Raw genomic sequence first — 22,153 nt, forward strand, 5'->3', positions numbered from 1 at the left:
TTATTAATTTATTTTTCTTTGAATACACTATTATAAAAGATTTATAATATATTAAGGAGGCATGCTTATGAACAATATTTTATTTATTGGTTTAGGTCATATGGGATCATCTTTGTTTAAAGGAATGCTTAAAAATAAGCAAATTAAGGCAAAATTTTATGGTTATGATACACTTAAAGAATTAGAAGACAAAGTAATAAAATCTGTAAAAGGTGCTAATTCCTTAAATAATTTAGAAGAAATAGTATCCAAAAATATAAACTATATTATTTTTGCTGTTAGGCCAATTGATTTTGATAAATTATGTCAAAATTTAAATAGGTTAGACTTAACAAATAAAACCATTATTTCAATGGTTAATGCCATAGAAATAGAAGAAATTAAGTTAAAATTTAAAAAGCAGAAAAATTTAAAAATTATAAGAATAATGCCAAATATGAATGCTTCAATACAAAAATCAGTGACAGCTATTGCATATAATAATGCTGCAAAAGAAGAATTAGACTTTGTTATAAAAATGTTTGAAAGTTGTGGTATTGTAGAGTTAATTGAAGAAAAAAACTTTGCTACTTTCACAGCAATTTCTGGTTGTCTGCCAGCTTATGTATTTACTTTTTTTAAGGCAATTACAGATTATGGCATTGAAAATGGCATTGAAAAAGAAAAAGTTTTTAGAATTGTTGAACAGTCAATAATTGGAAGTATTAGAAATGCTGCCAATTCACAGATGGAATTGAAGGAAATGATTGATAGTATTTGTGTTCCTAATGGTTCAACAATTGAAGGTCAAAAAGTTTTACAAGATTATAAGTTTGAAGAAATTATAAAACAATGTCTTCAACAAGCAGATAAATATTCTAAACCAATTAAGTAAAAATATGTCTGCTTAAATATTACTAAATTATATTTTTTATAATCTAATAATGTTTAAATATTTATATTTGATATAATAATAAATGTATGAGAGGTAATACTATGTCAAGCAACAATTTAAATGCAACTGAAAAATTAAATGAATTCAGGCTTAAACTAAATGAACATAATGATAAGTTAATTCGAGCAAGTCAAAAAATGATTATTGCAAGAAGTAAGTTTTCTAGACGTGAAGTTGATATGGATTTTGTTAAGGCAACTGAAAATGAGTACAAATTAATAAAAAAAGAATTTAAGGAAGTTTCTAATAATAGCTTCTTTTTTGACAATGTAATAAAAGCAAAACAAGAATTAAAAAAAGCCTCTAAAAACTCAAAAGAATATTGAAAATTATTTGAAGAGTATAAGTTAGCAGTCTTTTTATATAAAGAATCAAAAATAGCTATTAAAGACAGAGGTCATGGTGGATTACTATCAAAGCTATCTGATACAGCTTTAAAACTTGAAAAAATTAAGTTTAGATATAGAGAAGGACATCCTTTTGCAGTTAATGGAGTTAGTGTTGAAATTAAGCATGGAGATTATGTAGCTATTATTGGACATAACGGTAGTGGTAAGTCTACACTTTCAAAAATTATTATTGGGGTTTTACAACCAACAGTAGGTTCTATTGAAGTATATGGAAATAAAGTTACAAGAAATAATATAAATATGATTCGTAAATTTTTAGGCATTGTCTTTCAAAATCCAGACAATCAATTTATTGGTTCTACTGTAAGAGATGATATTGCATTTGGATTAGAAAATAGAAGAATTGCTCCGTCTAAAATGGCAGATATTATTATGAAATCTGCTAAAAAAGTAAGAATGGAAGAATTCTTAGATCACGAACCTTTAATGCTAAGTGGTGGTCAAAAACAAAGAGTTGCAATCGCTTCTGCTTTAGCTTTATCTCCAGATATATTAATTTTTGATGAAGCAACAAGTATGTTGGATCCAAAAGGAAAAAATGAAGTAAAAGAAATTATGGTAGAATTAAAAAACACAAGAGAAAAAACAATTTTTTCTATTACTCATGATATGGATGAAATTTTAAATGCTGATAAAGTTATGGTTATGAATAAAGGCGAATTAGTTAAATTTGGTTCACCAAAGGAAATACTATCTGAAAAAGAATTCTTGAGATCTATTCATTTAGATATTCCTTTTGTAGCACAAATTGAAGAGGCTTTGCAAAACGAGGGGCTTAAAATCTCTGGAAGTGCAAATTTGGAAGAGTTGGTGAAAAATATATGTCTCAAATAAAAAGAATGTCACCAGAACAAAAAGCAAAAGCTTTAGCAGAGAAAAAAGAACATAAAGTTGAATATAAAATTCATTTAAAAGAATTAAATGAAAAGCAAAAGCATGATAATAAAAGCAGAAAAAAAAGACACAAAGAAGTAAAAAAATTAATTAAAGAAGATAAAAAAAATCAAAGCCAATATCAAAAAGAAATTAAAGCAGATATAAAAAAAGATAAAGAATTAATGCCTCAAAGAATTAAAGAAGTTAAGGAATGATATATAAGTCAACCAAAAAAAGACTCTTTAGTTAAAAAGGAATTTAAAAGAAAACTTAAAATGGTAAGTCAGCCAAAATGAGATTTTAATGGAGAAATTAAATTTGAGTCAGTTGCTTATACATATAGCAAAAACTCTCCGTTCGAATTCAGAGCTTTAAATGGAACTGATTTAATTATTGAAGAGAAAAAAATTACAGCAGTAATTGGTATGACAGGTAGTGGTAAATCTACTTTAATACAATTAACTAATGGATTATTAGTAACTGAAACTGGACGAACAAAAATTGGGGACTTTCAAATTCCTGCATCTACTAAAAAAATTAAACAGGTTAAAGAATTAAGAAGGGAAGTTGGGTTAGTATTCCAATTCCCAGAGTATCAATTATTTCAAGATACAATAGAAAAAGATATTTCCTTTGGACCAATTAATCTAGGAGCAAATAAAAAAGAAAGTTTTGAAAAGGTTCCTGGATTATTAAAGATGGTAGATTTACCAGTAGATTATGCTAAAAGAAGTCCATTTGATTTAAGTGGTGGTCAAAAACGTAGGGTTGCTATTGCAGGAATTATTGCAATGGATGGAAATACACTTGTTCTTGATGAACCAACAGGTGGTTTAGATCCTCAAGGTGAAGAAGACTTTATGAATTTATTTAATAAATTAAATAAAGAAAAAAATAAGAGAATTATTATTGTAACTCATAATATGGATCATGTTTTACAGATTGCAGATCAAGTAATTGTTATGCATAAAGGTAAAGTTATTTCAAAAGGAACCCCATTTGAAATTTTCTCTAATAATAAATTATTAGAAGAAATTGAAATAGAACCACCAAAATTATATAAACTTGCTCATAAATTAAAAAAAGCAGGTCTTGATGTTACAAAAACTGAGTTTAGATCAGTTGAAGAACTTGCAAAAGCAATAAAATTAGCTGTTAAAGCTAAAAGAAAATAGGTAAGGAGAAATTCAATAATGAGAATGGTATTTGGTAGATATATGCCCTATAATTCAATAATTCATAAAATGGATCCAAGATTGAAACTATTTATGATTATTTCATTAATTGTTGTTGTATTTTTGCCTATTGGCTATACAGGTTTTGTATTTACAGCAGCTTTTATTTTTATGATGTATATTATAAGTAAATTAAGCTTTAAAATGTTAATTAAGTTATTTTTTCCAATAATATTTATATTTTTGGTCTTAATTTTAATTAATATATTTATGCTAAAGCCGAAAGGTTTTGAAGATCTAGCAAATGGAGTACATGATACGGGTGCTTATGCTTATGGTTATATTTACAAATGAAAAGCAATTTGTTTTTCAGAAAAAGCTTTATATTCAGCTTTATATATGACAATTCGAATATTTTTAATGATTACTTTAACTACAATTTTAACAGGTACAACACAACCTTTAGAATTAACATTAGCAATTGAAGATTTATTATGACCTTTAAAATTAATTGGGATACCTGTATATATTTTCTCAACAATTATTTCAATTGCTTTAAGAATGATTCCAACTTTAATTGATGAAGCAGGGAGAATTATGAAAGCCCAATCTTCAAGGGGAATTGACTTTAAAAATGGAAAATTAATTGATAAGGCTAAATCAATGACTTCTTTAATTATTCCTTTATTGGTATCAGCTTTTCAAAAAGCTGAGGATTTAGCTTATGCAATGGATTCGAGAGGATATGATCCTCATGCCAAAAGAACGAGATATAGACAAGTAAAATTTAGATTTTTAGATGTTATTATTTTTACTCTTGGAATGGGTTTATTTGCAACTCTTATTTGTTATATAAATATCAGTTCATTTCAAAATATGGTACAAATTCCTAGAATTGATACAATTCTATTTTCTTAATAAGTAACAATGTATTATTATTTATTAACTATTGAGTACGATGGAACTGATTTTTGTGGTTGAGCTAAACAAAATAGACAATTAACTATTCAAGGCGAAATTGAAAAGTCTATAGCAAAAGTAGCTAAAAACTCTATATTTAGAATAGTTGGAGCTTCAAAGACTGATTCAGGAGTTCATGCAAATGATCAAAAGGCATGAGTAGAATTAAACTTTAAACCAAATATTGATGGTTTTTTAAAGGCATTAAATAGAAGTTTAACTTTGGGTATTCAAGTAAAAGATATGATGCCTATAAGTAAGGAATTTAGAGTTAGAAATTGCAAAGAAAAAATTTATGAATATAAAATAAACTTAGGAAAAAATAATGTCTTTGAAAATAGATATTATTTTTTGCCGAAGAATTCATTAAATATTTTAAAATTAAAAGAAGCCTTGAATATCTTTGTAGGTAATCATGATTTTTTAAATTTCTCAGGTTTAAAGACTGAGGAAGTAGATTTAATTAAAACAAAAAGAAAAATTAATTCAATTGAATGCGATTTAAAAAATGATTTATTTTTAATTACTTTTAAAGCAAAAGGTTTTATTAGATATCAAATTCGAATGATTATAGGGGCTTGTATAGCTTACAGTTTAAACAAAATTAGTTTAGAAAAAATTATAAATGTTTTAGAACTAAAAGAAGAAAAAATGCCATATATTGCAAATCCTGAGGGACTTATTTTAAAAAAGATTATTTATTAACTACTTTTTAAGGTATTATTTATTTAGGTCGGTTATTGTGAACTTAAATACACCAAAAAATGAGTAATAGATATTTATTAGTTTATCTTTTTTGAATAAGTTTTCTTAACAAGAAGGAAAAGGTATGTAATAAATTTCTTTTACAGTAAGCCGACTAAAATACGTTTTAAACGTATTTTTTATTTTTTAATTAGATACATTTTTTTAAAATTAAATCTCAAAAAAACTTATTTTTAAATAATTTACAATAATTGCTTAACACCAAAAGTTTGTTATTTTTATTTAAAATGTTATTATAATGTTAAAGAGTAAATTTTCTAGGGGAGTTTATATGAATAGTTATAATAAAAAAAATGTAAAAAAACTATACTTGTTATTTGTTTTAACTCATCTAACTATTATTTTTACTTCAACTTTTTTTAAATATTCAAATGAAAAGTTCTACATTGCAATACAAATTACATGAATAATAAACACTGTGATAATTAGTTTAATATGTTTTTGAATAGTTATCGAATTAATGGTTATAATTCATAAACTTAAAAAAAGTTTTATTGATTTTAAGACATTTAAATGTTTTAAAAGGTTTACTTATTTAAATAAGTTTTTCAATTTAATATTAATTACAGTGCCAATTTTTATTTCAACTGAATATCAAACTGTAGAATATTTTTGAGATTCAAATCAAGCTATAATAAATTTGGAATTCTTTTTAATAGTTTCATTTACTATAATAGTTTCATTTACTTGTGTAATTATTTCACTAAATATAGTTTATGAAAAAATAATAAATAAAATAAAATTAAAAATGACTGAGCAAGTTTTCTTTAATTTTTCAAGAATAGTTAAAAAAGAATCATTCTTTTCGGAGTATTCAAATCTTACAAAATCTTTATTACAAAAAATTGATTGAGAATTCGAAAATATTTTAGAGAAAAATTATTTTGTAGAAGAAGTTGTTAATTGTAAAAAGAGTTTTCATCTTAAAACTTTTAAAAAAGGAGTTACTCCTCCACTAAACATTTTTTAATAAAAGAGTAATTATCAATTAATAGGAGGAAAACTAAATATGAAGGGAATTAGACTTTTACTAAAGAACGCTTTTAAGTCGGCTGGAAGAAATAAATCACAAATTATAGGTTTATCACTTTTAGTTATGTTGGTATCTTTAGTTATATCTGTTTTAGGAGCAACTTCAACTAGAGTAGTTGGAGCTTATAATTATTTAAATACACAATCTAATTTAAGAGATTATGTTTTAGATATTAATTTAGAAGATAAAATATTGGAACCTGATGAAAATGGTAAAGATATAAAAGAGTGAGAAACTGATAAAAAACTTGCAAAAGATGATATGCTTTATCAACAATATATTATGAATCAAATTGCACTTAAATATGGTTTGGATGTATCTTTTACTGAAGCAAGATTAATATCAGGTTTATATGGTAAAAAAGGTGATATTAGAATTAAAGCAATCTCAAAAATTAATTCTGATTTAAATAAGGGTGTCGATAAACTTGTAATTTCAAAAGGAAGAACTTTTAAAGGAAATGCTAAAGAAGTTGTTATTGGTGAATCTTATGCTAAGCAAAATGGAATTAAAACGGGTGACATTGTTAGAATTAACTCTGATAAATATGGAAACGATTTATTAATTAAAAATACACAAGGTAACTCAGCTGAGGTAAAACAACTTAACGAGGATTTAAAAAATATGAAAGATGTTCAAACTTTTTTAAACAGTAATAGTTATAAAAACCAGGTTTGATTCGAAGTTGTTGGAATTGGAACATCAGCAGATTTTACAACTCCAATAATGGATGAAACAACAATAATGCCAAACATTAATAATGAGGTTTTAATGTACATGGATTCATCATGAATGGGATATGAAAGTACTGCATATAATTTTACAAAAGTAAAAGAAGAAGAAACAACAAAAAAAGAAGTTGTTCAAAAAACTATGGCTTCATATATTGTCTCAAATGCAAAAGTAGTTGTGACTTCTGAAAATGATAGAGAGGCCTACATTTCTGTAAAAGCAAATAATGAAAGTAACAATGAACTTTTAAATAATCTAGAAAAAGAATATAAAACTTGAGCAGATATCAAAATAGATAGTAAATATATATTTGTTTCAAATGATCCATTATACAAATTCTCAGCTAGAATAACAACATTTAAATCAATTATGACAGGTTATAATTCAATGGCAACAGGATTAATAGTTGTTATCGTTGCAATTGCTGGGTTTACAACAGTATTAACAACTAAAAAACAAGTAGAATTGCAAAGTAGACAAATTGGATGTTTAAAATCATTAGGATATAAAAAGCGAGAAATTGTTAATAACTTTATTGCGCTTCCTTTAATAGTTTCAATTCTTGGAGCTTTAATGGGATATATTATTTCAATATTTATTGAAACAATAATTGTAAGTATATTTTCAAATTACTTTAATATTGCTTTCTTTGGATTTAAATTTAATATTGTTTCATTTGGTTCAAGTATTATTGGTTTATGAATTGGTTTAACACTATTGGCATTTATAATTGGTTATTGAACAATTAGGCTACCAGCACTTACTTTATTAAAAGGTGGAGATGATAAAGTAATTAATAAATTCTCAATGTATATTAAGTCTCTATTTTCAAAAAGAAGTTTTAATCCAAGATTAAGAGCAGCTCTGTTAACGACTTCTTTAGGAAAATTGGTAGGTGTTAGCGCAACAATGCTTTTAAGTGCAACTCTTATTACAACAACAATTGTGGCACCAAAAGTTATGAAAGATAACATGACAGCTACATTCAATGGAATGAACTATGAAAATATGGTTGAATATACTCAACCAATAGCAAATAACCCATGATCATTTCAAAGAACATATAACCCAAATTGAGATAGTGGAAGTGAAGGATGAGGTCAATATGATGAGCTTGTATTAATACGAAATAGTGGTAGTGGTAATAAGATAGGATCAAATTTTTTAGGATCAAAACCAGAAGGATATAATTATGGGTGAACAGCTTATCCAACAATTATTGGGGAACCACAGGCTCCTACTTCCAAAGTTAATAATATAATAGATTGAGAAAAAGTTTATTTAGAGCTTTTAGAAGGAAAAATAAGTCCATATTACTATACATATGATATAGCAGAAAATGACAAATTCTTTTGAACTGAATTCTCATATTTAAATTGAAAAAATATGTCTACAAAATTGCTTCAAAATTTAGATAGAGCAGAGGTTTCAGGTACTGGTGCATCTATAGCTCTTACGCAATTACAAGCACAGTGACCAGATTATACTAAATTAATAGTTGATTTAAAGCAGCTATCTTCTATAACTTCACCCTCAATTAATGAATTAAAAGTATATACTAGATTAATGTTACAATTTTACAGCAAGTATATAAAGGGATTAAACTTAACTTATAATAAAGGTATGGTTAATACAGAAGATCCTTCCGTATTAAATATTAAAAAAGCAGAAGATAAGTTAAACTCTAGTTTTAATAAGTTAAGTAATAAGTTTTGAAAGAAAAAAATGCAACCAAATGATGTAAAGGAATTTATGATTATTGAAAATTCTTCTACAGCTGATTTTAAATTTAAGTGAGAAAATAATTTTATAAGTCCTTTGGAAATAAATGAAGAGGAAATTCTATCTATTATGGATAAAGATTTATTAATGAATTTAAATACAGCATTTACTTTATGATTTGGTTCTGTTATAGATGGTAGGATGGGAACTGCTGTTTTACAAACTACATATACAAGATCCCCATATTTTGTTCAAGAGTATATGAAAGAGGCTATTGAAAACAATCAAAATTATAATATTACTTTTAATTTAATTCCATATGATAATAAGAAAGATGAAATTGGAACAATGTTAAATTCCGAGTTTGTAACAAAGAAAAATAAAATTGAAAGTGCAAAAATTTTTGGAATAGATAAAGATTCACAAATGGTCTCATTAAAAAATAAAAATGGAATTAATTTAACTAATGAATTATTTTTAGATAATAAGAAGCAAATACCTATTATTATTAATGAGAGTTTTTATAAGAAAATAAATAAAACAGTAGGGCAGACATTGAGTTTAGGCATTTTAAAGGAACTGCTTGGGAAAAAAGAAAGTGATAAAGAACTAACTTTAAAAAATGATATTAAATATGGTCATAATTTAATAGAAAAAAATAAGTTTATAAATTTCTCTGATGAATTTAGAACTCAATCTTCATATGGCTATTATACTAATGGAGGGTTGTATGCTGATAACTCTGCTAGTTTAATTGCTAATGATGGAGGAGTAGATTCTTCAAAAATTGATGATATTAGTATAGCAGCAAAATATGCAGAAGATGCAACAAATCCAATTGATATATATAATAGTTATAAAAATGGTAATCTTAAAATAAATTCAATGTATGATGATATTGAATTTGTAATTGCAGGAGTGCAAGATGGTTATGGTCAACCTCAAGGTTGAATTTCAAATAAAAATGCAAACAAAATTATGCAATATGACCAGATTAAAAAATATAACTTTGAAAATTGATTCGTAAGAGAGTATCCACAAGGAAATCCATTGTATAAACTAGAAAAATTCTCAAATAAGGATGAGGAAAAAATTCAGGGAGTTACTCTAGAAGAATTTATACAAGAAGTTTACGATGGAAATAGAACTTATGAAGACTTTATAGCTAATGTACAAAGAAGTGAAATTGGATCAAGTTGAAGAAATATGAATCAACTTTATGAAAATTTATATCCTGTATTTAATTATAAGTATAGTTATGATAATAATATTGTTGATTTAACTCAAGGATTTTCTGTGTCATCAAAAATTGGTGATTTTAGTTCAGTTGGTTTAAATGGAAGTTTTGAAACAATTTCTGTACCATGTCCAGAAGAAAATTTAACAAGAGATGATGAAAATCAATGTACAGTAGTAAATCCTGAAAAGTTTAATCAGGGTTATGGAATTGGAACACTTTCAACAATGTTACCAAAAGAACAAACTAGACAAATATTAGGTCAAGTTACTGATTTAATAAATTTAATTATTATTATGTTTATTACAATAGCAATTATTGTTTCTGCAACAATTATTCTTTTAACAACAAGTTTAATTATTTTTGAAAATAAACAATTTATTGCAACAATGAAAACTCTAGGATATTCAAATTCTTATGTTGTAAGACAAATTTTAGGAATGTATATACTACCAATTCTAATCATGTATGTCATTGGTTTTATAGCAGGATGATATATTTTTGTAATAATAGCTGATTTCTTAGCTTTAAATACTGCATGAGTTTTACCAGTAAATTTCTCACTGTGATTGCCATTTACAGTATTTGCAGTTATTGCAACAATTTATATAGTAACTTTTGCAATAGGATGAAAAAATATTCAAAGAATTAATCCATTGGAAGCTTTAAAAGATAAAGATTAAAAACTAATCTTATATATTTGTATATAAGATTTTTTTTATTTTTTAGAAAACACAAATTATAGGTACTTAATCTTTAATAAAAACTTTAGTGTAAATAAAAAAAGATTAAATTAATATTATTCTAGGTTAAAATTATTTTGAGGTGCTTTATGAAAAACCATAACAAGGCAGAACGTATTAATATTTATTTAGCAAATCTTAGTGATCAAATAAATCTTAATATGAAATCTTTTATTGAAATAGGACATGATTATAACATTCCTGAAATAACTGTTAGAAGGGATGTTAAATTTCTTGAAAAAATGGGATATATAAAAATTTATATGGGTTTAATTAATTTCTTTAGAAATAAGGGCTATGAAATTACTAGAGCTGAAAAGTTGCAAACAAATAAAGAAAAGAAACAAAAAATTTCTATTAAAGCAAATGAGCTAATTAACTCATCTGAAATATTTGTAGGTCCAGGAACAACTTGTGAAACTTTTGTAAGATCTATTACAAAAACTATTAATGTTTTATATACCAATGGAATGGAAATAGCAAGAATAGCCAACAACTCACCAAATGTTAAAAATGTTGTAATAATTGGTGGTAGATTAAGACCACAATCAACTGCAATGTGCGGACCAATTGCTAATAGAATATTAGAGAGTTTAAAATTCTCTCAATCTTTTATAACTGTAACTAATCTTGATAAAAATTTATATCTATACAATAATCATGAAGATGAAGCAGAATTTGTTAATAATTTAATTAATTTAACAAATGAAACTATTTGTTTGATTGATTCAACTAAAATTAGTAAAGTTGAAAAGGGAAATTTAATATGCAATATTGATAGAATTAATATTTTAGTATTAGATGAACCTCTAGAAAGAGACTTACTAAGAAAAATCTCTATAACTACAAAGGTTGTTTAAAAATGATAAAAAATGATAATTTTTTATCATTTTTTATTTTCCTGTGTTAATCTTTAAGTGGAAAGGAAAGTATAAATGAACAAAATTATAGTATATATAAATAATAAAATAGATAAAGAGTATGAAAATTTTTTATTAGAAAATATTAAATCTCAAAACTTTGATATTACATTTCAAAAGGAGATTAGTATATTTAATGACTTAAATAAATTAAGTGATAATTTAAATCAAAAAAAATTAGATAGAGTAATTGTTATTGATGATTTTGGAACTTTACCATTTATGATTATGGCTCAAAAAAAAGGAGTTGTAGTAGCTCAAATATCAGATTATCATTCTGGGAAGATGACAATTCAACATAATAATTCAAACGTCTTATCATTAGGTTTTTCTATAATAGGTAAAGAGAATATGTTAAATGTAATTGATGCATATTTAAGTGCTACTTTTGAAGCTGGAAGACATATGGTAAGAATTAATATGTTAGAAAATATGTTGGAGGGACAATAAAATGAGAATTGCAATAGGATGTGATCACATTGTTACAGATATTAAAGATAAAATAATTGAAATGTTAAAAGCTAATAAAATTGAGGTAATTGATTGTGGAACTAATGATTTTAACAGAACTCATTATCCAATATATGGTCATCAAGTTGCTGTAAATGTAGTAACAAAAAAAGCTGACTTTGGAATTGTAATTTGTGGAACTGGAGTTGGAATTACAAATAGTGCTCAAAAAGTTAAAGGAGCAAGAGTAGTTCTTGCAAAAGATGTTTTGACAGCTATTGATGCTAGGCAAAAATATGATGCAAATGTTGTTGGCTTTGGAGGTCGAATTATTGGTATTGGTTTAATGTATGAGATTATTGAAAGTTTTATACAAGCTAAGTATCTAAGTAAAAATGATGCTTTAATTAATCAAATTAATCAAATTATTGAAAAAGAAAATTATGATAGTAAAATTTTTGATGAAGAAAAACACAAGTGAGATCAGGGATTTTATAATTAACTACTATAGTTACAAATACATAACATGAAATCAAAAATTATATTTAGTATAGTAGTAATTATTAAAAAAATATAATCTAATTCTAAGATTTGAGTCATGTAGATAATAAACGATTATGTCCTAAAATAAAAGATTTATCTAATAAAATAGATCTTGTATTCTTTCTTTCTCTATCAAAAAAATTTATTTATTTTCTCTCCAAGGAAAATCAGTTTTGGGTATTTTAGTAGTCTCAAAATACTAATTAAATTGAATTTTTTATTTGCATGTAAATGCTCATCTTCAATTTGAATAAGAATGTAAATATCACTCCCAATTAACGTATAATGTTCTTTATTACTTATCTCCATAATCATTAATTTTAACTTTGTCTTAAAGTAAATTGGAGTAAAACTTTGCTTATAAATCACTTATCTTTTTAAAATTAATACTAGGATCATTATTATTAATTTTTTTCACTTCAATAAAAAAACTTGGTCAAATTTTCTAGTTATTAATTCTAATTGAACTATAAGGGTATTTAAAAATCTTGATTGTATTCTTGAATAAGATGGGGCAAATAATTATTTAATTGTTCCATATTTTTAAATCTAAAGTTCTAATTACTTTGGTTATATTATTTGCAAAGTCCCGAAAGTTCTTTCAACTAATGCTTTTTTAAGGGCTAGAAGTCGTTTCGTATTCACTCCTAAGGAGTGGAAAAATAAATTGTAATTGAGTATTTGAAAACACTATCATTAAAGAGATTGCCATTATTTTTACTCTAAAAACATCTTGATTATCAGTAAAATTAATTTTTGGTAAATCTTAATGTTTAAAGACTTCTTTATAGATATTATAATAACTTTCAGTAGTTTCTTGCTTACTGAAATAGCCTGCCAAAATCTTTTTACTAGCTTTATCAATTATAATATTCAAATGACATTTTAAGTTTTTAATTCATTGATGATTTGAAACATTAGTTTCATATATCTCTCCAAATTTTATAATTTCCTTTTGCGTAGGATGGGGCTTCGTTCCTTTAAATTTTTACGAATATCTTTTTTTGTTTTTCTGTTAAGAGTATCAATTAAAATATTTTCTTCTATTAATATGTCTCTAATTGCAAAGTAACTTATTTTTCTTTTTGAATTTATTTCTCAATAATGTTTAATAATAAAGTCATAATATTTAGTTTGAAATAATTGAATTATTTCATCTTTAAATAACTGTTGAATTTTATTTATAGGTATTTTATTGGTATTTTTATGAATAAAAGCTTTTGCTCCAATCTCTTGATATTTTTTAAGTTTTTTTCTTTTGTGTCTAACACAATAACCTAATTTATGGACTGTATTTTTAATAGAGTCTTTTCTTAAAGATAATTGCTTAATTAATCATAATTGCTCTTGTTTCATGGTATTTAATAGTAGTCCTTTCATAAAACATTCATTTATTGATTATAAAGGAGGACAAAGTCGCTTGTTAATATGTAGGGACATAATTGCTTATTACTCATAATTTAATTATTTTCTCTCATTAAAAAAATTATTTTTTTTATTATATTAGTATATAATGAAAGTGGTTATGAATTTAACTACAGAAAGGTATTAATAAAAGGGTAGGAAATATGAAATTTTTATTATCATCATTTGCTGTTAGCACTTTATTAGTAGCACCAGTAACATCAGTATCATTTGGTCTACAAGTACAAGAAAATAAAAATGAATTAGTTTTGTATAATAATGAATTAAATTATCCTGATTTATTTTGAAATAATAACTCAGGGTTTGTTACAGATTCATTATCAAAAGGGTGATCTGGTGGAGCAGCTTCTAAAGAAACTACAAAAGTATTTTTAGGAAATATTTCAAAATTTGGAATAAATTACAATGATCTTGAAAATTATAAATCTGGAGCAACACAAGGTGATTTTTCATTTGAGTTTAAAGATGGAAAAAAAAGAGTTGAAAAAAAAGAGATACATATTACAAGTATGGGTGAACAATCAACTCCAGAGGGAAAACATTATTTATTTCAGGGAGATTGAAATGATTCAAGCACTTCGGGATGAGCTTATCAAGGTGGAGAAATTAAAAACTCTGTATTAATAAATAAAGAGGGCGATGTATTTTTATGGTCACGATTATGAGCTAAATCTACAGGAGCTGTTACTTATACTACAACAAAAGTAAATATCAAAACTGTCAAATTAGAAAGTTAATAAATAAATAGCCTTTTATTTCATATATAAAGGCTATTTATTTATTAAAACTTTTAATATATTTGGAGGAATTATGGAAATTTTAAATATTAGTAAAATTTTTAAAAAAAATGTTGGTGTAAAGAATGTCACACTAAAAATAAATAAGGGAGACTTAATAGGGCTGATAGGTCCTAATGGAGCAGGTAAAACTACACTAATGAAATTAATTTTTGGTGAAATAATACCTGATAAAGGAGTAATAAAATTGCAAGATGATGAACTTTTGTCATATTTTCCTGATAGTAATAATATACCTTTAAATATGAAGGCTAATGAGTATATTGAATATATAGGATTTTTAAATTCTCTTTCAAAAAAAGATGTGGAAGAGTCTAAAGAAAAATTGTATAAAATATTTGATTTTAAAGTATATGAAAATAAATATTTAAAAGATTTATCAGCTGGACTAAAAAAAACACTAATTTTAATTGGAACTTTAATTATCAAACCAAATATTTTATTTTTAGATGAGCCAACAGCAAATTTGGATTTAGAAAGTAAAATTAATTTTTTAAACGTAATTAGGAAATTAATAGATTTTAATATTACTATTATATTTACTACTCATCTTTTTGAAGAAATTAAAGGTTTGATTAATAGAGTTGTGCTAATTAGCGACGGGATTATAAAATTAGATAAAAAAATTGATAATAACACTAATATAGAGGAATTGTATAAGTCAATAACTAATAAAAAAACAGTAGATTTAGAAGAATTTGGAGAGTTTTGAGGTAATAAGAAATAATGAAAAATTTTATTATTTATAAATTTCAATTTAAAAATATTATTAGAAATAAAACGTTAATTATTTTCTCAAGTATTACTTTTGTATTAACAGCTTTTTTTTCATTGCTAATAGTAATTGCAAGTCCAACAGTTAATAATTTCTATACTAGATCTTTTGGTTTGTACTTTACTTTTAAAATGATAATACAAATTATTTGTATTGGTATATTTGAAGCATTTTTAGTTTATTTCTTATTCTATAAGCAATTTAATGATGGATTAGTTAAAATTGAAATAAGAGCTAAAATTAAATATAGGAATATTTTTTTACAAAGATTGCTATTAAATAAGTCACTATCATCTTTATTTATTTCAACTATGTTTATTTTAGATTTACTAATAGCTAGTTTCAGAATTAAATCTGCTGACCAATTAATTATTAATAAATTATTATATGCTTATTTATTTATTATTTTATTTGATCTTTTTATTAATTTTTTTGTTCTACTAATTTTATCTATTTCTAATATCCCAGTATTTTTTACTCTTATAATGTTTACAACATTAGTTACTTCATTCTCCTCTTTAATTGATAGTATTGGATATATGAAAACAATAGATATAAATGATAAACATAATGTCGGAAAATCTGATTTGGCGATGAGTTATAGTATTTCTAATTTTGAAGATAAGTATGTATATGATTTTTATAAAGTTACTAATAATAGTAATTTATTAGATGAATTTTATGAGCAATATATTTATTATATAAATCAAGAAAAATTTAATTCAGAAAAAGGTTTTATATATTTACAATTTAATGATGCTTTTAAGCCACCTAAAATAGTGGAAACTATAAATAAATTATTTGAAAATGATAGTACTTATAAAATTACAGAAAATGATTCAAAGGAAATTAATTTTTTACCAAGCCAAAATATTAATAAATTTAAATTTACATATTTTTACAAATTTAAATTAGATAAATCCTTAACAAAACTTTATGAGTTAGCTAATCAATCCAATAATGAAGATGCTATTTTATATTTACCAATTTTTAAATATTTAGCGGATATTGAATATCCAACTATGAAATCAATGATGATTTCAGCACCGCAGTCATCAAAAATAACTAGTCCTTTTATTAAAGAAGACAATAATATAATTGCTTGAAATAGTGGTTTATTTAAAGACACTATAAAATATTTTAATAATAATTTTGCTGCTTATTTATGTTCTTATATAGTTTTAAATTATATGAGAACAATGTTTTCTATATCATACGATTTGATTTATAGTGATTATGAATTAAAAAATGTAATACCAAGTCAAATTAGAAGTAATCTATACTTCAACCCTTTATCACATGTCTCATCAATGCTAGCAGGAAAAGGAAAAAATAAATTTATAACAGATAAAGTAAATGTCTTTTCAAATCCTTTAAATTTTAATTTTGTTAATACTACTAAAGAATTACAATATGAAGAAAATTCTAACCATTACTTAAGTAATATTTTAATAGATAAGGAATTAAAACAAAATGAAATTCAATATAAGCCCGATTTCATTGAAAATACAAAATATAAAACTTATTTTCAATTAATTAAAAGTCTAAAATTTAAATCAATATTATATATATGAGTGTTATTTTTATTCTATTTTATTTTAGGAATAATATTTTTATTATTGAGTTTTCTTTTTATGAAAAAAAGAATATATATTTAATTAACTAAATTCTACTATTAATTCTTATGGAACTTAAATAAAAGAAAATTTATATTAGGGCTTATTTCAATTAAAAAAATATAGCAGAATAAGGTAAATATAAAACGCTTTTAAATATGGTTAATGAGTTTGGATTATTTCAAAAAAATTAGTTGTTCCTTTAGCTTCGATAATAACTTAGATTTTAATATTGCTTTAGATATAATGAGATTTGCCTTAAGTACTTCTATAGTAGGAGAATATGAAAGTCCAAAATAGACACGTGAAATGATTGTTAAATCAATTGCAAATGGTCTTTAAAATTTTCTATTCTTTTTTTATATTTTTTCGTTTCATTAAGAGGGGGTTAAAATTAAAATCAAGTGTTCTATTCTTGCCTGCTTATAATTATAATTAATCTTCGTGGAGGAGGCAAACACTTTTTTAATAAATAATATTTTTCATTTATAGCTGTTAATTTTAATTGCTTACTTTCTTTGCATTTTTAATTTATATATTTAAAAAGTTTAACCCCTAATCTTTACTTAGAAATAAGTAAGTTTTAAATTTTATACTAATGAATTCTTCATTATTTATATTGTATTTTTATATTTAGATATGCAAAACTTGATTTTAAGATTTTAAATCTAAATATCTTGCTTTTTTATTATAATGTGATATTTTTTCAATCTATTGTTTTTTGGCCTAAAGAATGAAAATCCTTTTAATGAGACAGGAGGTTTATTTTTTTTAGGGTTTTTACTCTAAAACAAAGATTAAATTATTTTCTTCTTATTTTATTTCTTTAGCCTTTTTCATAAACTTAATTTGCTTATTAATTGTATCTCTTTTGTTTCCAATTATAAAATATCTTGCTTTTTGATAAATAAAATTATTAATTAGAAATACATTTTTAGAGTCTATCTCTATAAAATCAAAGTTTTCAATATTATTTTTAATTCAATAATTAGTTTCTTCAAATATAAAGGGCATTAGATTTTTTATAAAATTTAGATATTGATTTTTTTCATCCATATTATTAATATTTAATAAATCAAATTTTTCATTAAAATATTTCAATAATAAATTTGCATTTTCTGAGTTAATTGAGAGTATAGATATTTCTGGTGATAAAATAGATATTCTACAAAAGGGATTCCCTAAATCTTCAGTATATCTTAAATATAAATACTCTCCACTAAGCTCATTTATTAAAAAATTACCATTTTTGTTATATAAAATGTAATGATTTAAATTTAAAAAACATGATTCTACATAACTACAAGCTATACTAATTTTTTCTTTAAGTAGTTTCTCTTCAAATTTTTCTAATTTACTTGAATAATCTATATTAGTATCAATATTATTAATAAATTCATTAAAAAATTCTTTCCTTTTCTTAATTAATAATCTCACTTCACTTGGAAGTAAATTAGTCTGATCTCATTTTTTATTATTTTTATTTTTTACATAATGTCTTACAAGTCATAATAAAATATTAAAATTATTACTCTTAAAACTATCATTATTAATATTTCTTTTTCATATTTTTTTAATATTATTATTTTTACTATAAAACTTATTTGTAACACTTTTTTTTATTAATTTATAAAAGTACTCATTTCTAAGTTCATTTGATAATATTCAAAATGCCAATACATATTTTCATTTAAATTTTTTTTTCCATTTCTTAGACTTACAAGCAACTATAATTTCTCCTATTTCACTTTCAATAGTGGAGATTGATTCTTCAAATTCAGATGGATCTAAAGAATCATTTTCAGCAAATATTGAGTCATAATATTTATAATATTGAAATAGTTCTGAATCTAATTCGTATTCTGAATTATATTTTTTCTCATTTACAAAGTATATATTTAGTTTTGTTTTACTTTTATTGTATGTAAATTTTTTTAATAAAGCTTTTTGAAAATAATGTTGCTTATTTTTTGGACTACTCATTTTTTCACCTTAATTATTATATAAAAATATTAAAAAATTAGAAGAAATATCTAAAAAATTATTTAATATTAAAAGATAATAGACAACCTTAAATAGACTTGCACTTGATTTTAAATCAACTGTAAATAGTCTCTTTTTTATTATAAATATAATCTTGAAGGTTATTTCTTTTTGAAATTAATTCTTTGAACTTAGTTTTAAAATCTCCAATGAATCAAAACTATTTCCATAATTTTTGAAGAAAATATCTTTATATCATCCATTTAAAGATTTAGTAGGAGAATTGTGTTTAAATCCAACATCAGACATTGACAATGTAAGATTATTTGATTTATTAAATAATCTCTTAACAATAAAAGAAGTATTTACAGTTCTCTATTTGAATGATTGATTGCTATACTAAATTGGCAATAACAATTTTCTCAACTTGTAATAAAACATTATAAACAACTATACTATTTTCTGAATTCTGAATTCTGAATTCTTAAAATCAAAAGATATCCTTTGTCTAGTATATCAATCAAAGGCAAATTAACCCAATATTTTTACTTTTTTATTGCTAATATTTAAATGTATTCAAGAACCATCTAAACTAATCTTTTGATATTTATATTCGTGCATATAGTTTTGAACTATAAGATCAGGAGCAACATTGCCTCTAGTTTCACCTTTGTATTTTTTTGGTCTATTCAAATGCTTTAAGTTAATATTTTTTCTAGCTTTTAATATCATTTATAATTTTGTAACTAACATTAATATTTCAATTATCTACAATTCAATGACTTATGATCCTACTTCCAACACTACCATTTTTTTAATGAATTTATTAATACTTGCAATTGTTTGTTTATTCTATTTTCTATTATACTTAATATTTTACCAATTAATAAAGCCTCAATATTTTTATTTTTTCATCTATAATATTAAACTTTATTAACGTATAAAGCTTCACATTTTTCTTTGGCTGATAAAGTAGTGTCTTTAAAATCAAAATAAATAAAATTAAATGCTTTATTCTTTCATGTCTTCTTCGGGTTATAATCACAATCTGATTCTGTGTCATGTATGTGCAAGAAGAGAAGACATACAAATTTCAAAAAGCTGATATTTTACTTTTCCTTTATAACTTTTGATTTTAATTGCTCATTTTCTTTTTGTTTTTTTAAGTTCCTCTTTCAAAAGTTTTAACTCTGAATCTTTGCTCATAAATAAGTTAGTCACACATTCTCTATTAATGAATGTCTCATTATTTATATTGTATTTTTTATTCAAAGTAGTACAATTTTCCTCCAAATTTTAAATCTAAATCACTTGCTATTTTTTTATGACCTTCTACATTTCGATATTTTTCTAATGCTATTCTTTTTAAATTCTCATCTATTATTTTGGTATAAAAAATGACAACCTTTCTATTGAGACTATTAGTCTCTTTAAGGTCCTCTATTCTAAGTTAAAAAATAATTTGCAAATATTAAACTTTGTTTACAAATAATTTATTTATAAATCAAAGTTGTTATTGCAAAAAACATTTAAAAGTAGTAGAAACTATCAAATAAATATTAAGAAATAGAATAAAAACTTTTTATAAAGTATAATTTATGGTTCTACAATAATATTTAAGTATTTGGATTTAAATTTTAGTAGTAAAAATCTTCTAATCATAATGATGTTTTTAAAGTTAAAGCCCTGCAACTATAAAATGCAAAAGAATAAGATAGTTAGCGCAGAAAAAAATATCCAGTACTCTAAAATGTTTGAATATAAAAAAACTTAAAAAATATGGATATATTTTCTCAGAGGATATCACAGAAAAATAATAGCTTGATGCATATTATATACCTGCACTATTTTATTATGTAAATACTAAAAAAGTTTATGGTTTGATAATTGAAAATATTAAAGCTAAGAAATTAGCACTAAAATACTTTTAAATATGTTTAATGAGTTTGTTACATTTAATCAAAACTCAATTATTAACTATAATAATGATACAGAGTTTAAGTCTTCTTATCAATGTTATTTAGACACAATATTATTTGGTTTTAATTTAATTATATCAATAGTAGACAGATCAACATACAATGAATATCTTGAAGGTTTTTGGAAGTGCCACTAAAAGAGAAGTAATAAAGTAGATTTATAAATATAATATTGTAAATGTATCAATACTTTTATAATAATAGAGTTAGTTATAAAATGTATGTATCTAAAAAACAGTAAATTTTTTTATTATTTGCTTGATTATATTAATTAAACTTGCTTTTAATTTTTTATGTTGTTAAAATTAAAAGAACAGGAGATACTAAAAATGTTAAAGATAAGAAATCTTAGTAAAACTTTAATAAAAAACACCTTTGTATTATCTTTGCTTTTATATTTTTATTTGTCTACAATCTCTGAATTTGAAGTTTTTTTAAATAATAAAGCAAATATAATTTTTAATAGTTTTAATGTTTTTTTAAATACGATATTTATGTTTATTTTACTTCTTGTTCTAACAATTGAATTTAGTAAATTTATGTATTATATTGAGATAAATATAGGCAATACTAAAAATTTAAAATGAGTAATTAAAAGAGATAATTTAGTTTCCTTATCTAAATTAGCTGTTTTAACTTTTCCTTTTGCAGTTATTTATTTAGTTAAATTTTTTACAAAGCAAACAAGTGTATTAGAGTTTGAAATTATAATTTTATTTTATGCATCAGCTGCAGTTCTTTTAATAATTACTTTAATTACTATGTATATTGCCTATAGTTTTATTGTAAAAAGAAAATGAATTAATACTTATGAAAAAGAGTATAACTTTTTAATTGAATCAATTTATTTTAATTCAATGTTCCTTGATATTTTAAACTTTGATCAAGATAATTACTTTACTGAATTAAAAAAAGAAATTGATATATTTTTAGCAACTAAAAATGAAGAAAATAATATCTTATTTAATCATCATTTAGCAGTATTTCTAAATGATACAAAAAAGGCAACAACTCCACCTCTAATTTAATATATTTATTTGAAAAGCTATTTATTAGTAAACTATTTAAATAGTAATTT

The 22,153-nt window shown here is 23.5% G+C and carries 18 protein-coding genes; 14 read left to right on the top strand and 4 right to left on the bottom strand.

Annotated elements, in window-relative coordinates; genetic code table 4:
* The first annotated feature begins 67 nt into the window (after positions 1-67).
* From AACL04_RS05180 to AACL04_RS05225, 10 genes are all read left to right on the top strand, one after another.
* Positions 68-874: a pyrroline-5-carboxylate reductase family protein gene (locus AACL04_RS05180; RefSeq protein WP_339030146.1), complete on the top strand. Its 807-nt coding sequence runs from the start codon at positions 68-70 to the stop codon at positions 872-874.
* 101 nt (positions 875-975) lie between these two features.
* A complete protein-coding gene (locus tag AACL04_RS05185; protein WP_339030148.1) occupies positions 976-2,178 on the top strand; it encodes an energy-coupling factor transporter ATPase in 1,203 nt (400 codons plus the stop codon).
* Between the two features lie 317 nt (positions 2,179-2,495).
* Positions 2,496-3,395, top strand: coding sequence for an energy-coupling factor transporter ATPase (locus AACL04_RS05190; RefSeq protein WP_422397919.1), 900 nt, complete (start codon positions 2,496-2,498; stop codon positions 3,393-3,395).
* Between the two features lie 18 nt (positions 3,396-3,413).
* On the top strand, positions 3,414-4,313 hold the full coding sequence (locus AACL04_RS05195) for an energy-coupling factor transporter transmembrane component T (RefSeq protein WP_339030152.1): 900 nt from the start codon (positions 3,414-3,416) through the stop codon (positions 4,311-4,313).
* A 9-nt stretch (positions 4,314-4,322) separates the two neighbouring features.
* Entirely contained in the window at positions 4,323-5,060 is a 738-nt protein-coding gene (gene truA, locus AACL04_RS05200) for a tRNA pseudouridine(38-40) synthase TruA (RefSeq protein WP_339030154.1), read from the top strand.
* Positions 5,061-5,391: 331 nt separating this feature from the next.
* Positions 5,392-6,090 (top strand): hypothetical protein, encoded by a 699-nt coding sequence (locus AACL04_RS05205; RefSeq protein WP_339030156.1) that lies wholly within the window; start codon positions 5,392-5,394, stop codon positions 6,088-6,090.
* A gap of 39 nt (positions 6,091-6,129) precedes the next feature.
* Positions 6,130-10,527 carry an ABC transporter permease gene (locus tag AACL04_RS05210; RefSeq protein WP_339030158.1) on the top strand — a complete coding sequence of 1,466 codons (4,398 nt, stop codon included), beginning with the start codon at positions 6,130-6,132 and terminating at the stop codon, positions 10,525-10,527.
* Positions 10,528-10,676: 149 nt separating this feature from the next.
* Positions 10,677-11,447, top strand: coding sequence for a DeoR/GlpR family DNA-binding transcription regulator (locus AACL04_RS05215; RefSeq protein WP_339030160.1), 771 nt, complete (start codon positions 10,677-10,679; stop codon positions 11,445-11,447).
* 75 nt (positions 11,448-11,522) lie between these two features.
* On the top strand, positions 11,523-11,957 hold the full coding sequence (locus AACL04_RS05220) for an RpiB/LacA/LacB family sugar-phosphate isomerase (protein ID WP_339030162.1): 435 nt from the start codon (positions 11,523-11,525) through the stop codon (positions 11,955-11,957).
* A gap of 1 nt (position 11,958) precedes the next feature.
* Positions 11,959-12,459, top strand: coding sequence for an RpiB/LacA/LacB family sugar-phosphate isomerase (locus tag AACL04_RS05225; RefSeq protein ID WP_339030164.1), 501 nt, complete (start codon positions 11,959-11,961; stop codon positions 12,457-12,459).
* A gap of 983 nt (positions 12,460-13,442) precedes the next feature.
* Here the strand turns inward: AACL04_RS05225 and AACL04_RS05230 are convergent.
* Positions 13,443-13,880 (bottom strand): hypothetical protein, encoded by a 438-nt coding sequence (locus tag AACL04_RS05230; protein WP_339030166.1) that lies wholly within the window; start codon positions 13,878-13,880, stop codon positions 13,443-13,445.
* A 188-nt stretch (positions 13,881-14,068) separates the two neighbouring features.
* Between AACL04_RS05230 and AACL04_RS05235 the strand changes: the two genes are divergently transcribed.
* From AACL04_RS05235 to AACL04_RS05245, 3 genes are all read left to right on the top strand, one after another.
* Complete coding sequence (locus tag AACL04_RS05235; RefSeq protein WP_339030168.1) at positions 14,069-14,662, top strand: hypothetical protein; 594 nt, start codon at positions 14,069-14,071, stop codon at positions 14,660-14,662.
* Positions 14,663-14,735: 73 nt separating this feature from the next.
* Positions 14,736-15,449 carry an ATP-binding cassette domain-containing protein gene (locus AACL04_RS05240; protein ID WP_339030170.1) on the top strand — a complete coding sequence of 238 codons (714 nt, stop codon included), beginning with the start codon at positions 14,736-14,738 and terminating at the stop codon, positions 15,447-15,449.
* The gene (locus tag AACL04_RS05245; protein WP_339030172.1) at positions 15,449-17,155 is read left to right on the top strand and encodes a hypothetical protein; all 1,707 of its coding nucleotides are present in this window, start codon (positions 15,449-15,451) and stop codon (positions 17,153-17,155) included. The genes AACL04_RS05240 and AACL04_RS05245 overlap by 1 nt, the downstream gene beginning before the upstream one ends.
* A 771-nt stretch (positions 17,156-17,926) precedes the next feature.
* Here AACL04_RS05245 and AACL04_RS05250 read toward each other — a convergent pair.
* From AACL04_RS05250 to AACL04_RS05260, 3 genes are all read right to left on the bottom strand, one after another.
* Entirely contained in the window at positions 17,927-19,096 is a 1,170-nt protein-coding gene (locus AACL04_RS05250; RefSeq protein ID WP_339030174.1) for a hypothetical protein, read from the bottom strand.
* Between the two features lie 531 nt (positions 19,097-19,627).
* A complete protein-coding gene (locus AACL04_RS05255) occupies positions 19,628-19,828 on the bottom strand; it encodes a hypothetical protein (RefSeq protein ID WP_339030176.1) in 201 nt (66 codons plus the stop codon).
* Positions 19,829-20,131: 303 nt separating this feature from the next.
* On the bottom strand, positions 20,132-20,368 hold the full coding sequence (locus AACL04_RS05260) for a hypothetical protein (protein WP_339030178.1): 237 nt from the start codon (positions 20,366-20,368) through the stop codon (positions 20,132-20,134).
* A 1,036-nt stretch (positions 20,369-21,404) separates the two neighbouring features.
* On the opposite strand from AACL04_RS05260, the gene AACL04_RS05265 reads away from it, so the two are divergent.
* Complete coding sequence (locus AACL04_RS05265) at positions 21,405-22,103, top strand: hypothetical protein (protein WP_339030180.1); 699 nt, start codon at positions 21,405-21,407, stop codon at positions 22,101-22,103.
* Positions 22,104-22,153 lie beyond the last annotated feature (50 nt).

Origin of the sequence: Spiroplasma endosymbiont of Cantharis nigra, from assembly GCF_964019925.1 — a bacterium.
GTDB lineage: Bacteria > Bacillota_I > Bacilli_A > Mycoplasmatales > Mycoplasmataceae > Spiroplasma_A.